The sequence below is a fragment of the Halopseudomonas xiamenensis genome, assembly GCF_014219065.1.
Classification (GTDB): domain Bacteria; phylum Pseudomonadota; class Gammaproteobacteria; order Pseudomonadales; family Pseudomonadaceae; genus Halopseudomonas; species Halopseudomonas xiamenensis.
Window position 1 is genome coordinate 266,118 of sequence record NZ_JACLGO010000001.1, and the last position, 16,295, is coordinate 282,412.

The following is a 16,295-nucleotide window of genomic DNA, read 5'->3' on the forward strand; positions in this document are numbered from 1 at the left end:
CAGCCGCTACTAACTGGTCAGTTGGTAGTGGTGGAAGTACTGGTGCTGGTGGAAGTGCCGCCGCCGCCGCTGTCGGATGCCGCTGCTGCTGCCAGACCTACGGCAGCAACGCCCAGAGCTACGCCGCCGTAGCTGCCCAGAGTGCCCTCAGCGCCAGTTGGTGTGGTGGCTGCGGTACCGGCTGCTGCGTCGGTGTCCTGCTGTGCGAAAGTCATACCGGAGGCGAGCAGAAGACCACTGGCCACCAGAGCGATTGTTTGTTTTTTCATGTCTCGACTCCTCAAGATTGTGTTTACCGGATTATACCGACTTGATTACCCATGGGAACCCTTGTAAGCATAATGGTTCCGTATTGCAAATCTATTTATTTGGCATCCGACTTGTATTCATACTGATAATAGCCGTAATTGCCATAGCCGTAGGCGGAAGCCTTCTTCTGCACCGCGTTGAAGATCGCGCCCTTGATCTCGATACCATTGTGACGGAAACGCTGCACGGTCAGTTCCACTTCCTTGACCGGGTTCAGGCCGAAACGGGTCACGATCAGGTTGGTGCCCGCCAGGCGACCGACCAGGGCGGCATCGGTCACGGCCAGGATCGGCGGCGTGTCGATGATGATCAGGTCATACATATTGCTCAGCTGATCCAGTAGGGTCTGGAAGTTTGCATGCATCAGCAGTTCCGACGGATTCGGCGGAATCTGCCCGCGGCTGATAAAATGCAGCCCCTCGACTTCGCTTTTGTGTACCACGTCAGCCAAGGTGTGGGTGTTGGCCAGCAGAGCGGACAGGCCCGGCTCAGGCTCACGACCAACCAGCTTGTGCAGGTAACCCTTGCGCATATCGCCGTCAATCAGCATGACTTTCTGTCCGGACTGGGCAATGATGGCTGCGAGGTTGACCGAAACGAAGGACTTGCCCACCCCCGGACTGGGGCCAGAGATCATCAGCACATTGTTCTTGGCTTCCATCATGGCGAAATGCAGGCTGGTGCGCAGGCTGCGCAGGGCCTCGATGGACAGGTCCGCCGGATTGGTGGCCGCCAGCAGGTTCGAGCCTTGTACGTGACTGCTTTTACCTTTGAAACTGCGCTCCATCACTTCCTGGTCCTTGCTGAAAGGAACAGAGGCATAGACCGGGAGACCCAACTGTTCAATCAGCTCCGGATTTTCGATGCCACGGTTCAGAGCATGACGCAGCAGGGCAATGGCAACTCCCAGCATCCCGCCCAGCAAGGTAGCCAGTACCACAATAAGGGCTTTCCTAGGCTTGACCGGTGCGCCGGTATCCACTGCAGCGTCATCAATGATGCGCACATTGCCTACAGTGCCGGCTCGCATGACGTCCAGCTCCTGGGACTTGTTCAGCATCTGAGTGTAGATTTCCGTGCTGACCTGCACATCACGAGTCAAGCGCAGCAACTCCTGCTGGGTTTCCGGCAGGCCGCCGACTTCCTTCAACATTTGATTGCGGCGGCTTTCCAGTTGGCTCATCTGGCTCATCAAGGCCTGGTAACTGGGGTGGTCTTGGGTGAAGCGACGTTGCAGTGCTTCACGCTTGAGGGTCAGCTCGGAAATTGCAGCCTCAATCTCGACTATCTGACTGAGCAAAGACTGGGTTTCAATGCTGATATCCACCGAGCCGGCGCTGGCCTGGTAGGCGTTCAGCGCGTTCTCGGCCTTTTCCAGATCCCGGCGTACCTGGGGCAGTTGCTCGGTCAGGAATTCCAAGCTTTGCTGTGCCTCGGCCGATTTGCGTTCCACATTCTGACGTACATACAGGCGGCTGACTTCATTCAGTATATCTTTTGCATAATTGGGCCGAGTGTCTTCTAGGACTATGGACAGGATGCCGGAGTCCTTAGCATTTTCGCTGGCACCGATAGCGCGCTGGAAGTGCAAAATAGTCGTCAGTCTGGCTCGTTTGACTAAGTTGAAGTCTGTCCCTGGACGTGCGACAAGGGTTGCCACCTGCATCTTGAATCCATTTGTCGCTACCGCTTCGCCAACCTTCCCTGTCAGCAGCTCATTACCGTCACCATCGGAAAGAGTGTAGGCACCATTCTCTCCGGTGGTCAGGACTAGCAGTTTACCCTGATAGGCTGAGGGCACTTCCAGTTGGAAAACGTCCAACTGCTCGCCGCCCCAGGCATAGCTGCCAAAGCCGAGAAGGGCGGAAGCCACAGGCTGATCCGGCGTAGGCTGGAAGCGCCGATGCATAAAGGAACCAATCACCGGGAATAGTTTGGGCTCGGCCACGATAGTCAGCTTGAGGTTGTCAACCGCCTGGCCGATCACTTGGCGAGACTTTAGCAGCTCGATTTCCGTTACTGCGGCTGAAGTGGTGGCGAATAGCTCGCTATTACCCAGCAGGCTGCCAACACCGGAAGACTTTTCCTCGACCTGGATTATGGCATTGGCCTGATAGACAGGAGTGCTCAGCATGGCATAGGCAATGCCTACGACCGCGAAAAAAGCCGTGCAGGCAATGATGACGGTCTTGTTATCCAGCAGCGCGCCCAGTAGCGCCAGAAGGTCAATTTCATCACTAGTTTTCGGTGGCGCGGCGGCGGGCGTGTTCTGCATCAGGTGCTCTCTATAACGGAAATGACATCACTTGAGGTAAGGCAGCCAGGCATCGGCCGACTCATCAAGAAGCTTGAGTACGTGTTCAAAAGCGGGTCGCTGCTGGCGGTAAGGGTCCGGCACCTCCCGGTTATCGGACCACTTGCCGAACAGAAAAGTTTTACCGCGAGCATCAGGTGCCATGGCATGGATGGATTGCAGATGTTTCTGCTCCATGGCAAGGACCAGGTCCGCCTCACGCAGCATCTCCGGCGTGAGCTGGCGGGCCTGGTGATCAGGCAGGGAATGGCCCAGGGTTTCCAGCACCTCGGCTGCTGTTGCATCCAGCGGCTTGCCGACAAGGGCGCCCAGCCCAGCCGAGCTGACTTGAATACCCCTTTCCGCCAGCTTCGCCTTGAGTAGCGCCTCACCGGTCGGGCTGCGGCAGATATTGCCCACACAAACAACCAAAATAGATTTAAACATGCAGTTCCGTAGCGTCCATCGTAGGCAGGCTATCTGGTCAAGGGCGCAACTTTAGATACAACGCCCTGCAAGGTCAAGAAAACGACTGATTTCTGTATGTCACGGTGATATTGAAATGGCATGCGTCAAAACTTCATATATATAGTTGAAAGCGCTTGCAGAAGTGTGTCACAGATCACAGTAATCTTCTGTATTTCGGCGAAACTACAGCACCCAGGATCATACGGCAAAAGGACCGCCCCATGACCTACCCGAAAGTCGAGCATCACGGCGCCACCAACGGCGTAACTGGCTCCTGCCATCAACTGCATCTCACCTCCGATATCAGTATCCTGATCGACTGTGGCTTGTTCCAGGGCGCTGAAGCCTCCGGTCGCGGTGCCCAGGCTAACGACCTGAGCATCGAATTCTCTCTTGCTGGCATCCAAGCCCTGGTGCTTACCCATGTGCATATCGATCATGTGGGCCGGCTACCATGGTTGATTGCCGCAGGCTTCGACGGCCCGGTGTACTGCACCGAACCATCGGCCCTGCTGCTACCCACCGTGCTGGAAGACGCCTTCATGGTCGGCATCCAGCGCAATGCGCAACTGGCAGAACGCTTTATCAATCGGGTCGAGCCCCTGCTGCATGGCAAGCCATACCGCGAATGGACGACAGTCATCGAGCGTAAAGACCTCGTTTGCCGCATTCGGTTCCAGCGGGCCGGGCATATTCTCGGTTCGGCCTGGGTGGAGTGCGACGTACGGTATCCGCAGGAAAAGCGCAGCCGACGCATTATCTTTTCGGGTGACCTGGGTGCGCCGCATGCCCCCTTGCTGCCCCCGCCAGATATCCCGTACAGGGCTGACGTGGTGGTGCTGGAAAGCACCTATGGGGATCGCCTGCATGAAGACCGGCGCACCCGGCGCCAGCGCTTTCAAACGGCACTGGAGCAAGCCTTGTCCGATGGAGGCACGGTGTTGATACCAGCATTCAGCATCGGCCGCACCCAGGAACTGCTCTATGAGCTGGAGGAAATCATCACCAGCCAGCAGGGCGACTGGAAGGAAATGCCCATCATCCTCGATGCGCCGCTGGCAACGCGCTTTACCGCGCTGTATCGACAGCTCAAACCCTATTGGGCGAAGGAGGCCCTGGCCAAGATTGCCCAGGGACGCAAACCGCTGGGCTTTGAACAGTTGCTGACGGTCAGTACCCATGCCCAGCATCAGGCTATGGTCAATCGCCTGGCCCATACCCGACAACCCGCCATCGTCATCACCGGCAACGGCATGTGCAGTGCAGGGCGGATAATCAACTACCTCAAGGCGATGATCGAAGATCCCAGGCACAACATTATCTTCACTGGCTATCAGGCGCAGGGCACGCCTGGCAAGGCTATTCAGCAGTTCGGACCAGCAGGCGGCTATGTGGACTTGGAAGGGGAACGGTTCGATATTCGGGCGGGCATCACTACCTTAGGAGGCTACTCAGCCCACGCCGACCAGGCGGGGCTGGTGCGTTTTATCACCCGTATGCGTCATTGGCCTGAGCAGGTGCGCCTGGTACATGGAGAGAGCAAGGCCAAGGCAAGCCTGGCGCGAGCGCTGTTGGCGGAAGCGCAGAGAAATAAACGTATGTTTGAAGTCGTTATTCCCTGAGGGTTTGTGTATATAGCGAAAAGTCGATTGCAAAATACCGAAAAATAGGTAGGTATTTGAGGCGCCGCTGTAGTTATGATAATTGTTCTTATCTTTGGGCATTAAGACTTGTAAGCAAAGGTAAAGCCTCGGTAAGATCGCACCCCTTGTGGACGGACCATGCGGCATGTTGAACATGCCTTTTCCAATGAGCCGCCCAAGTGACAGAAAGGAATAGCTGTGTCTAACGACTCTATGATGGCGCAATGGTATCTTATTCAGTGCAAGCCAAGACAAGAAGTCCGTGCTGAAGAGAACTTGCGCAACCAGCATTTCCCCTGTTACTGCCCCCTGCATTCTGTCGAAAAGGTGCATAAGGGAAAAAGGACTGTCACACAACAGCCATTATTCCCTGGTTATCTTTTCATCAATCTGTGCAAGCTGACCGATAGCTGGCACAGCATCCGCTCCACTCGGGGCGTGCAGCGTCTGGTCACTTTCGCCAACGAGCCGCTCGCGGTTCCCGATGAAATTATCGAAGATCTGCAATCGCGACTGGCAAGTATTGGCGATAAGCCACTATTTGAAGTGGGGACTCAAGTGACCATTACGGAAGGGCCATTCAAGGACCTGGATGCCATTTTCTGCAAGGCCGATGGCGAGGAACGCGCCATCATTCTGCTTAACCTGCTACATCGCCAACAGCATATACGTGTACCTTTGAAAGCACTGAAAACCTGATTCGAACATTTTGAAACAACCGCTGTCTCATTAGCGCCGCGACGCCAACGTCTCGGCGTCAAAAATTTGATTCCCGAGTGTCCTCAAGAAAAAGACAGTAAATCTTGGGGCGGTAGCGTGCCAAAACCACGAAGGAGTAAAGCGGGAGCCGCTTGGCGAAAGGCAAAAAGCCCCCGATAGAAAACCAGCGGGATGCACGAACGCTCCCTCTCCCCTCGCGGGAGAGGGCTGGGGAGAGGGGGCACCCCCCCCCCCAGCCCCACAGCCCGACCAGAACCAACAGGTAACCCATATGTGCGGAATAGTAGGCGCAGTCGCCAAACGCAACATAACCCCCATCCTTATAGAAGGCCTACGCCGCCTCGAATACCGCGGTTATGACTCCGCCGGCGTAGCGGTCCTGGCCAGCGGCAACGGCATCAAGCGCACCCGAGCAGTTGGCAAGGTAATAGAGCTGGAGAACGCCCTGGCAGCCGAGCCCGTCCACGGCCACCTGGGCATCGCTCACACCCGCTGGGCCACTCATGGCAAGCCCGCAGAACGCAACGCCCATCCGCACATCTCCGAACGCCTGGCCATCGTGCACAATGGCATCATTGAGAACCACGGCGCCTTGCGTAAAAAACTGATCGAACTGGGCTACAATTTCACCTCGGAAACCGACACCGAAGTAGTTGCCCACCTGCTGGCACATCATTACGCCCAAAAGAAAAATCTGCTCTGTGCTTTCCGCTCCACCTTGGCAGAATTGCACGGTGCATACGCCCTCGGCGTGATTCACCAGGACGAACCCAACACCCTCTACTGTGCCCGCATGGGGAGCCCGCTGGTAATAGGCGAGGGTAGCGAGGAGCGCTTTATTGCCTCCGACCCACTAGCCCTGCTGCAGGTAACAGACCAGTTCATCTATCTGGAAGAGGGCGACCACGCCCGCCTGACTCTGGAAAGCCGCGAAATCTGGAACCGCCAGAACCAATCAGTGGAATATCCAGTGCTGCGTTATGAGCATGCGGCGCACAGCCTGGACAAAGGCGAATACCGCCACTATATGCTCAAGGAAATTTACGAGCAGCCCGCCGCCATCGCCAATACCCTGGACGGCACCCTGGCGGAAGACCACGTACTGACCGCCATCCTCGGCCCTGAAGCCGAAACCCGCCTGACGGATATCCAGAACATCCATATCGTCGCCTGTGGCACCAGCTACCACGCAGGTTTGGTGGCGCGCTACTGGATCGAGGAGCAGGCCGGTTTGCCATGTCAGGTGGAAGTGGCCAGCGAATATCGATACCGCCAGGTAGCTGTACCCGCCAATACCCTCCTTATTACCATCTCCCAATCAGGCGAGACTGCGGATACCTTGGCAGCTCTGCGTTATTCGAAAGAGCAGGGCTATCTCGCCAGCTTGGCCATTTGCAACGTGGCCGGTAGCTCATTGGTGCGCGAAGCCGACTGGCGTCTGCTTACCCAGGCCGGACCGGAAATCGGTGTGGCCTCAACCAAGGCCTTCACTACCCAATTGGTATCATTACTATGGTTGACCACCGCCCTGGCTCAGGTCAATGGCCGCGCGCCTGAGTTGATCAGCGCCAATGTAAGGGCACTGCGTGGTCTGCCTGCTCTGGTGGAGCAAGCCCTGCAACTCAATGGTGAAATTGAAGAACTGTCCGCTACTTTTGCCAACAAGCAGCATGCGCTATTCCTTGGTCGGGGGCCTCATTATCCCATCGCGATGGAAGGAGCGCTCAAGCTTAAGGAAATTTCCTATATCCATGCCGAAGCCTATGCTGCAGGCGAACTCAAGCACGGACCATTGGCGTTGGTTGATGAAGACATGCCTATCGTCAGTGTAGCCCCCAGCGACAGCCTGCTGGAGAAGCTCAAATCCAACCTGCAGGAAGTCCGCGCCCGTGGCGGCCAGTTGATCAATTTTGCATGCGAAAGGGCAGATCTGGATAATGGCGAAGGCATAACCCACATCAAACTGCCCTGGGTATATGAAAGCGTATCGCCCATCATCTACACCTTGCCACTGCAATTACTTAGCTACCATGTGGCGCTGGTAAAAGGTACTGACGTAGACAAGCCCAGGAATCTGGCCAAATCGGTTACGGTGGAATAACGTATATCGATGAGTTGAAAGACCAGATTGAAAAAGTACAGAGTAAACAAGATCTACTTCATGAGTACCCCAAAGGACAGACTCTACTAGCGCGGTACCGATGAAGTAATAGAAATATTGCAAGTATGCCTGATACGGGTAGACGACTAGCCACTGTTCCAAAAAGACCACTCGCTCACTATTACTGATGGTCCGCTTAAGGGGCTGGAAGCAATATCCGGCAAGTCGGACGGTGAAGAAAGAGCAGTCATCCTGCAACGCCAACACAGATGAAATAGCCCCAAGCGTCGAGCCTCTGAGGGCGTCGGGCTGAAACATAACCAAAACCTGCGGTTACATAATTGCCAGAGGCTAGAACGTCGGCGTTAAAATCAGTCAGCTAACGCCCTCAAGAACTAAAGTGAGGCCTGATACCCCCTTGTCCTTAAGCCGAAGATGGAAATCGAAGAAGGCATGGCGCAGCTTGTAGGTTGCTAAAAACCATTACAAAGTGTTGTGCGGGTTTACCAAATAGTCGAAGGGGTGAGTTAAGTAGATGTTTAAAAGAATGTTCAAAGGTGACGCCGGTAACGTGTTTAAGGGTATGTTGACCCTCTTGGTGGGGGCAAGCTTTGCACGGGTAGTAGGCTTGCTAAGCATCCCGATATTGACAAGGATCTACTCCCCAGAAGATTTTGGCGTGCTGGCACTATATGCCGCGTTTATCGTCGTACTGGTTCCGGTCATGACCTTGCGCTATGTTCAGGCGATTCCTCTGCCGAAAACAGATATCATGGCGTTTAATCTGTTTTCGGTCTGCTTAAAACTCATAGGCTTTTTTTCAATCGTTCTTATCTTAGTGTTGGCTGTATGGGCTGAGCCTATTTTAGGTTGGTTTGACATGGGAGCTTTGTTGCCATGGTGGTGGCTGATTGTTATAGGCGTAATAGGCGCAGCCTTGTACGAGTTGTTTAGCTTATGGGCGACCCGTAAGAAAGACTATAAGGTCATTGCGAAGACACAGTTTTCACAGTCGCTAATTGGCAATATCGCTAAAATAGGGTTCGGTCTGTTAGAGCTAAAGCCATTTGGGTTGATTGCCGGTCAGTTTTTAAGCCAAAGTGCAGGTATTACCGGCTTTATCAAGGCTGCAAGCCAAGATTTCAAGACCTATCTTCCGGGGATAAAAAAAAGCAAAGAAAGACTCGTTGTGAAATATTATCAAGATTTTGTCTGGTATCGCCTTCCGTCGCAGTTCTTAATGGTTCTTTCGGTGCAAGCGCCAGTCATGATGATAGCGGTTTTGTATACCTCCGAGCAAGTTGGGCAGTTTGGCTTGGCTAAAATGGCTTTGATGGTGCCAGCTGGGTTGATAGGCGCGGCTATCTCTAACGCGTATTATGCTGAGGTTGCGTCAATAGGGAAGAGGGATTATGGGAAAATAAAAAAAATAACTTGGGCGGTTCAGAAGAAGGTGCTTGTTATTGCTGCAGCGCCTCTTTTAATTTTTTCGGTTTTCTCGCCGGCATTGTTTTCCTTGATCTTTGGAGATGAGTGGGTTGTTGCGGGCCAGTATGCACGCGTCCTAACTCCCTATATAATTTTAATGCTTGTTTCTACGCCGTTAGTGCAAGTCTTAAATATTGTTGGTTCTCAACGAGTGTTTTTGGTTATTAATGTCGCGCGCGTACTGATGCTTGGGGCCCTCTTTGGGCTAGCTAAAGTATTCGAGATGACTGCGTTTGAGTTTGTTGTTTGGTTTTCCTTTGTTTCAGTTGGTTATTCGGTTTTCCAGATGGCTATGGTTGTGCTCTATGTTAATCGGGCTGCTCAGGCCGTGCAGGATATGTGAGGTTTGATGATGAGTAAGTATTACAAGTATTTAAGTTGTATCCTTGGGCAATAACTGCATTATGGGTGCTAATGTAGTGGCAACCAAATATGTTCCGGGTGGGGCAGTATGTGTGGGTGTTCCTGGCAAAGTCATTGAAAGGAAGTGAAATGGGTTATATTGATAAGCTTGCTAAACTAAAAGAGATTTTATATAGATATCGATATTCTCGAGCCAGGAAGCGTATTTTACAGGAGGAGGTGTCGGACTATAAAAGCTTCTTTAAGAGGGAGCTGGATAGGAGGTTTGAGTATACGAGGATAAAGGGTAGGGCTCTGCTTGGTTATGATGTGAATCTTGATAATCCTAAGACATTTAATGAGAAGCTTATACATAGAAGACTTTTCTCTCGAGACAGTGTTTGGCCCATAGTGACTGATAAAATATTGGCTCGTACTTGGGTTGCGCCTATGGCGAATGAAGCACAGCTTAAATTAATCCCCGCCGTCAGTTTTTATGATATTGATAGTTTTGATTTCTCTGGTTTGGAACTGCCTGTTGTTGTGAAGGCCAATTGGGCGTCTGGGCTAAATATATTTATCAGAGATTTAGCGGACATTTCGATAATAAAGGAAAGGTTAAAAATTTGGCGAGATTCTCCGTATAAAATGGAGTCTTTAATATGGGCGGCTCACGAAATCAAACGAGGTTTTTTGGTAGAAAAAATGCTGGTTGAAGAAGATGGCAAGGTTCCGGCTGATTATAAGTTCTTCGTTTTTCATGGGAAAGTATCTATGATACAGGTTGATCTAGATAGGTTCTCTGGACACACCCGAGGAGCCTTTTCGAGGAGTGGGGATAGGCTTCCTTACAACTTTTCCGCTTATAAAGCGGCGCCTGAAGAAGCATCTATACCGAAAGCCACTCTTGATAAGCTGATTCCAGTAGCAGAAAAAATAGGAGCTAAGTTTGATTTTGCAAGAGTTGACTTGTATCTCCATGGAGGGGATGTGTTTTTTGGCGAAATAACACAAACTCCAAGCGCAGGGTTTGGGCGTTTTAGCGATAAATGCTTTGATGAGTACTTGGGTGGACTTTGGCAATATACTGCTTCAACAGAGGTTAAAAATGTTTGATGAAATGAGAGAAACACTCCGTCTCAGCGGGCCGCAAAAGCTGTCAGGTGAAGTAAATTTGGCTGGAGCAAAAAATTCCGCGCTCCGCTTGCTGGCTGCCAGTATATTGACAAGTGATCAAATTATACTAAAAAACTACCCCTCCCAATTGTCAGATGCGCAAATACATGTTGATATGCTTCACGCTCTTGGGAAAAAGACGGTTTTGTTATCTGGTGATGAAATATGTATAACTGAGTCGGAGGGGTTAAAAACACAGCTCCAATGGGAGGGGCGCTCGATTCGAAATACTCTTCTTATTCTAGGAGCGCTTACAGCTCGTTATGGTCAAGGAAGTGTTCCTTTGCCTGGCGGTTGCAAGCTGGGAGAGAGAAAGTATGATTTGCACGTGATGCTGTTGGAAAGAATGGGAGCGAAGGTATGGGAAGAAGGGGACTACCTGTATGCTGAGGCTACTGATGGATTGATTGGAGCTGACATTTATCTGCCACTGCGATCTACAGGCGCAACTGAAAATGCTATTTTGGCTGGAACTCTTGCTAAAGGCATTTCACGTATTTGGAATCCGCATATTCGTCCTGAGATTTTGGATCTTATTGCGCTATTAAAAAGCATGGGCGCAAAAATACAAGTTTTTGGGCAGGAGCATATTGAGATTACTGGAGTAGAAGGGCTGCATGGTGCGGAACATCAGGTTATTGCAGACAATATGGAAGCAATCACTTGGTTGGCCGCTGCTTCAATCACTAACGGTGATATTGAAATCAATGCATTTCCATACAGGGATCTCGAGGTAGTACTAGCTCATTTGCGCTCGGCAGGGGCGCGGCTGTATCAAGGAGATGATTCGCTGATTGTATGTGGTGGCGATTGTTACCCAATAGAGATTAGCACAGGACCGCATCCAGGCATTAACTCTGACGTACAGCCCATTCTTGCTGCATGGGCGGCGCGGGCGCGGGGAGAGTCTAAAATTATCGATCTGCGCTTTCCCGGTCGCTATGCTTATGCTGAAGAAATGGCACGTATGGGGGTTAAGTATGAGGTCGTCGGCGACATGTTAAAGATACAAGGTAAGGGTGGAGGGTTACATGGTGCAGAGGTGCGCGCGTTGGATTTAAGAGCTGGTGCAGCGCTGGCTCTTTGTGGTCTTATGGCAGAAGGAGAGACGATTATCCATGATGCTTGGCAAATAAGTCGTGGATATGTGAACTTTGCTGAGAAGCTAAAATCACTAGGTGCGATTGTATCTTATGAATAGTGTGCCTCATCAAACTCTACCAAAACATGTCATTGCAAGAGAGCTAAAACAGCTTCTTGTTGGACGTGTTGATATAGATGTCCCTTTAGATAAAATTAGTCGATGGCGAATTGGCGGTATCGCAGATATCATCGTCCAGCCACGCTCTATCGAAGACGTTGCTACGCTACGACGATGGTTGCACGAAAGAGAGATGCACCACGTCCTGATCGGCGAGACAAGTAATTTACTATTTTCTGATAAAGGTGTTCGCTCAATTTGCATAAAGATGGGAAGCCTGTTTTCAGAGATAGATATTCAAGACAATATAGTCACCGCTGAAGCAGGTGTTTGGGTGCCTAAACTGGCCCGAGCGGCAATGAAATCAGGGCTTACAGGGTTGGAACATACCTGTGGCATCCCTGGTACTTTTGGAGGTTTAATTTACATGAATGGAGGAAGCCTTCGACAAGGTGTTGGTAGTGTCGTTACCACAGTTACAAGTATCGATAGTCGTGGGGAGATTGTTAAGCGAACGTTCGATAAGTGTGATTTTTCTTATAGATCATCAATATATCAAAAAGAAGATGAGATTGTTGTTTCAGCTTCCATGGGCTTGAGTAAAGCTAGTGGGGGTGTGCAAGAAGTTAGGGCGGCTATGTTAGAAATATTGTCTTCTCGACGTAAAAAATTTCCAAGAAAAGAGCCGAACTGCGGCTCTGTATTTATAAGCAATCCTTTAATGTATGAAAAATATGGCGCGCCGGGAAAAGTAATAGAGGACTCAGGGTATAAGGGATTAGAAGTGGGGCGAGCTAAGGTTTCAGATTTGCACGCAAACTTTATAGTTAATCTAGGCGGGGCAAAGGCTGTTGATGTCATGCGTATAATTAAAAAGGTGAGGAGCGGAGTAGAAAATACTACTGGCTACCGTATGGATATTGAAGCTCGATATGTTGACAGCGTGAATGGGATTATACCCTTAGAGAAAGCGATAGAAACATGATGTATAAGAATGATGAGTGTGTAATGGTTTCTATTGTATGTGCATGGTTTAATCGAAGTAAGTACATAAGGAGTTCGATTGACAGTCTGCTGGAACAGAACTTCAGCTCATTCGAGATAATAGTTGTAAATGATGGTAGCTCTGATCCGAATGTGAGAGCTGTTCTTGATTCTTATAGCGATGTACGTATGAAGGTTATTCATCAAGAGAATGCGGGCTTTACAGCGGCTATCACTACCGGAATTAACGCTGCTCGAGGGAGGTATGTCGCAATTCATGGCGCAGGAGATAAGGCAGAAAAAAATAAAATAAGAAAGCAATTTGAGTATCTAGAAGCAAATGGAAAAGTGGTGGCTCTTGGTTGTTCTCATTATCTATGTAGGGATTCAGGAGAGCGATTTAGCTCGGACTATGATGTTGTTGAAGATCTTACAAAAGATATACTAAAAAAAAGAGTGCCATTTACGCACGGAACGGTCATGTATCGTACGAGTGCACTTAGAGATGCTGGTGGATACGATCAGCGGTTTAAGTATAGTCAGGACTGGGAGTTGTACTGGAGAATTATCGAGTTGGGGGCTATACATGCTCTGAAAGAGCGCTTATATGATAAACATGTTTTTGAAGATGGCGCATCTCATTCGCCCAAAAAGAAATTTGTCCAATATGAATACTCAAATAAAGCAAGAGAAAAAGCACAGCGCGAGATCCATTGGCTCAAAAGAAATAGGTTTTTTCTGTATATTGGTATCGCAATTTCCATGTTAAAAGCTTCTCTTGAGAGAAAAGATTTCAAGCTCGCAAGACTGTGGCTGCTAGAAATGTTCTATATCTGCGTGGGGAATACTCATAGAAGAGTTGATAGAGAGCTATTTTGGGTTTGTAAAAAATAATTTACTTTTATGTTTTTAATGCTGAGTTCTAGATTAAAATTTGTCTGTTTTATTGGTGAATAGCCTGTTGTATTGTTCACCCTTCTTGAAGGGGTGAAGACGCTATTTATTATATGAATTCTGGGTCGCGCTACTGATTGGTTGTCTCTCTTGTATCGGAGTGGTAGATGTGCATGTGAGTATGTTTTTGCTGACAAGTTTCTGGGGTGGGCTATATGCATAGTGTTACGGGAGATTCGATTGATCGCCGTTTGTTTTTTCTTGTTTTACTGTTTGCTTTTTTCTTTCCTGTCTTTCAGAAGCAGTTAGGGACCGCAGGAGCAATGTTGGTAAACGGTGGGATTATTGCATTGATTTCGCTGTTTTTTCTTGGCAGAGGAAGGCTGGCTCTATATTTTTCTGATAATAAAGAGAAAGAAGTATATTTATCAATAGCGCTGGTTTTTGTTTTTTTCGCGTTACATATTCCTCTATCCATGGCAGTTGGTGCTGTTTGGGGCGGTGTTAATATTTCTGAAAGAGATTTTTTCGAACTTCATCGGCCGATTTTATACTTTCTAGTTTTTACAATGGCTTTTTTCACTTTCAAGAATGGCTATTCTCTGGCCGGTTTTGAGCGGTTGTTGATCTTTGTCTTTTGGATTCTTGTTGCTCTCGGAGTTAATCATTATTATGGGTTTTTTGATGATATTAGTCAGCTTTATACCAAGCAGATAAATATACGTACGCGTCGGGTATCAACGCCGTTTGTAAATCCGTATGACTATGCTTTTGTGATGAGTTTTTTTATATTTTATTTTTTTCTGAAGACTATATTTTTAAGCCCGAGATATCTAGTTCTTTCGGGTGTCGCGATAGTGATGTTTGTTCTTCCTCAGTCTCGCTCAGTAGTTGTCGGGTTCTTGATCGGTTTCTTCTTGATTTTGCCATTATCGCTTTTGTTCTTTAATTTCGATGCTCTAAGGTTGAGAGTGAAAAAAGGTGTTTTGTATTTCTTTTTGCTTTTTTTTGTTATTTTGTTTTCCTTGCTCGCTATGTTGCCTTTTTTGATTGAAAACTTTGCTTATTTGACAGGGCAGTTTGTTCGAGTGCTGGAAGGTGAGGGGGTGGGAAGTTCTGCAAATATTAGAATTAACCAATTTTTATTTGCTTTGGATAAGGCGCTAACAAATCCATTGATACTGTTTTTTGGAAATGGCCCGGCAAAGGATGAGATGGAGTATGTTGAGTCAATTTACAATTATCAATTTTATCGATATGGGCTTATTGGTTTGGTTCTATACTTTTTGTATCCTATCTCTATATCCTGTTGTTATTGCTTGAGGTTACTGAAGGTTACTCCTGTGACAAGTAGTTTTTATTCTTTATATTTTGCGATTTTTGTGTGGCTGCTGACGGTTCCGTTGATGAGTATCGGGAATAACTTCACCGAACAAATTAGGTTGTCTTTTTTCTATTATGCTATATTGGCACTTGTTGCTTCAGCCTATTTAATAAGTCGGCGGGGAAGAGAAGTGCAATGAATATAAGTTATGTTTTAATGCAGTTCCCTGTTCCAAGTGAAACTTTTGCAGGCGTTGATATCAAGGCTTTAAGGCGTGCCGGGCATGTTGTAAATGTATATGGAATGCGCCCAAGTCATAGAATGCATCGAAAACTGATTGAGCAACGTGGACTAGATGGGCTCTATGTTGAGAATTTTTCAATAAGGTCTTTTTTTCAGTTTTTGGGATTTCTTTTTTTACATCCGATAATTTCCCTATACCTCTTGAATAGAGTTATGAGAATGAGGTCAAGGAAGCACATAGCTAAAAGTTTGGTGCTATATCCGTCGGCGATATCAATTTTTTCTAGCATCTATAAAGATAAACCAGATGTGGTTCATCTCTTCTGGGGGCACTATCCTTCAATGGTAGGAACGCTTGTAAAAAAATATATGCCGGATACCACCTTAACTCAGTTTCTTGGGGCGCACGATCTGTTGGAGGCGTATCCTTTAGCTGAGTCTTTGGCGCAGAGCTTGCCTGTCATATTTACTCATGCAGAGAGTAATGTTTCAAGCTTGCAGCGCATAGGGGTTGATAATAATAAAATCCGAGTAGTTCATCGAGGCGTTGATACAGTTGCTCGGACAGAAGACATTTCAAGAATATATGAGGGAATCGAAAAGCCAATACTTGTTACGGCAAGCAGGCTTATTAATGAAAAGGGTGTGGATAATGTGTTGGGAGCATTTAAGTTAGTCTCGCGCGTTTATCCTGGTGCGAAGCTCTATATCGCAGGTGACGGACCTAGTAGAGCTGCTCTCGAATCCGAGGCAAGAAAGCTGGAGATAGAGAATGATGTAGACTTTTTGGGGCACATAGATCAGCGCGAATTAATAAAGCTTATGAAAATGTCTCATTTTTTTGTTCTTATGTCGAGGTATCGTGCAGAGCGATTGCCTAATGTGATAAAGGAGGCGATGTTACAGGGGTGTGTGGTTGTATCCACTGTAACTGATGGGGTTACAGAGTTGGTGAAGCATTCTGATAATGGGTTTCTAAATTTCTCTGGTACTCCTGAAGAGACTGCAAATTGTATTTTTGATTGTATAAATAAGGCTCTTCACCTTTTCTGGTGGGTAACCCTTTATTTCTCTGTCATTTTTGCTCACCATCGACCGGGTAAACTAGG

At 48.7% G+C, this 16,295-nt stretch carries 13 protein-coding genes; 10 read left to right on the top strand and 3 right to left on the bottom strand.

What is annotated here, in order from left to right; translation table 11 throughout:
* Positions 1 to 17 precede the first annotated feature (17 nt).
* The 3 genes from H6X51_RS01280 to H6X51_RS01290 form a co-directional block, all read right to left on the bottom strand.
* Complete coding sequence (locus H6X51_RS01280) at positions 18 to 269, bottom strand: hypothetical protein (RefSeq protein ID WP_185265697.1); 252 nt, start codon at positions 267 to 269, stop codon at positions 18 to 20.
* Positions 270 to 364: 95 nt separating this feature from the next.
* A complete protein-coding gene (locus tag H6X51_RS01285; RefSeq protein WP_185265698.1) occupies positions 365 to 2,584 on the bottom strand; it encodes a polysaccharide biosynthesis tyrosine autokinase in 2,220 nt (739 codons plus the stop codon).
* 27 nt (positions 2,585 to 2,611) lie between these two features.
* On the bottom strand, positions 2,612 to 3,049 hold the full coding sequence (locus H6X51_RS01290) for a low molecular weight protein-tyrosine-phosphatase (protein ID WP_185265699.1): 438 nt from the start codon (positions 3,047 to 3,049) through the stop codon (positions 2,612 to 2,614).
* 242 nt (positions 3,050 to 3,291) lie between these two features.
* Here H6X51_RS01290 and H6X51_RS01295 point away from each other — a divergent pair, with 242 nt between their 5' ends.
* The 10 genes from H6X51_RS01295 to H6X51_RS01340 all read left to right on the top strand — a co-directional run.
* Positions 3,292 to 4,692, top strand: coding sequence for an MBL fold metallo-hydrolase RNA specificity domain-containing protein (locus H6X51_RS01295; RefSeq protein WP_185265700.1), 1,401 nt, complete (start codon positions 3,292 to 3,294; stop codon positions 4,690 to 4,692).
* A 234-nt stretch (positions 4,693 to 4,926) separates the two neighbouring features.
* Entirely contained in the window at positions 4,927 to 5,412 is a 486-nt protein-coding gene (gene rfaH, locus H6X51_RS01300; protein ID WP_185265726.1) for a transcription/translation regulatory transformer protein RfaH, read from the top strand.
* Positions 5,413 to 5,704: 292 nt separating this feature from the next.
* Positions 5,705 to 7,534, top strand: a complete 1,830-nt coding sequence (gene glmS, locus H6X51_RS01305; RefSeq protein WP_185265701.1) for a glutamine--fructose-6-phosphate transaminase (isomerizing) — start codon at positions 5,705 to 5,707, stop codon at positions 7,532 to 7,534.
* Positions 7,535 to 8,069: 535 nt separating this feature from the next.
* A complete protein-coding gene (locus H6X51_RS01310; protein WP_185265702.1) occupies positions 8,070 to 9,365 on the top strand; it encodes a lipopolysaccharide biosynthesis protein in 1,296 nt (431 codons plus the stop codon).
* A 149-nt stretch (positions 9,366 to 9,514) separates the two neighbouring features.
* Complete coding sequence (locus H6X51_RS01315) at positions 9,515 to 10,480, top strand: ATP-grasp fold amidoligase family protein (protein WP_185265703.1); 966 nt, start codon at positions 9,515 to 9,517, stop codon at positions 10,478 to 10,480.
* Positions 10,434 to 11,741, top strand: a complete 1,308-nt coding sequence (locus H6X51_RS01320; protein ID WP_221627151.1) for a UDP-N-acetylglucosamine 1-carboxyvinyltransferase — start codon at positions 10,434 to 10,436, stop codon at positions 11,739 to 11,741. Before H6X51_RS01315 ends, H6X51_RS01320 begins: the two co-directional genes overlap by 47 nt.
* Positions 11,734 to 12,726, top strand: coding sequence for a UDP-N-acetylmuramate dehydrogenase (gene murB / locus H6X51_RS01325; protein ID WP_185265704.1), 993 nt, complete (start codon positions 11,734 to 11,736; stop codon positions 12,724 to 12,726). Before H6X51_RS01320 ends, murB begins: the two co-directional genes overlap by 8 nt.
* Positions 12,726 to 13,619: a glycosyltransferase family 2 protein gene (locus tag H6X51_RS01330; RefSeq protein ID WP_185265705.1), complete on the top strand. Its 894-nt coding sequence runs from the start codon at positions 12,726 to 12,728 to the stop codon at positions 13,617 to 13,619. The genes murB and H6X51_RS01330 overlap by 1 nt, the downstream gene beginning before the upstream one ends.
* Positions 13,620 to 13,834: 215 nt before the next feature.
* Entirely contained in the window at positions 13,835 to 15,142 is a 1,308-nt protein-coding gene (locus tag H6X51_RS01335) for a hypothetical protein (protein ID WP_185265706.1), read from the top strand.
* A partial coding sequence (locus H6X51_RS01340; protein WP_185265707.1) for a glycosyltransferase family 4 protein occupies positions 15,139 to 16,295 on the top strand: 1,157 nt, incomplete at its 3' end. The genes H6X51_RS01335 and H6X51_RS01340, both read left to right, overlap by 4 nt.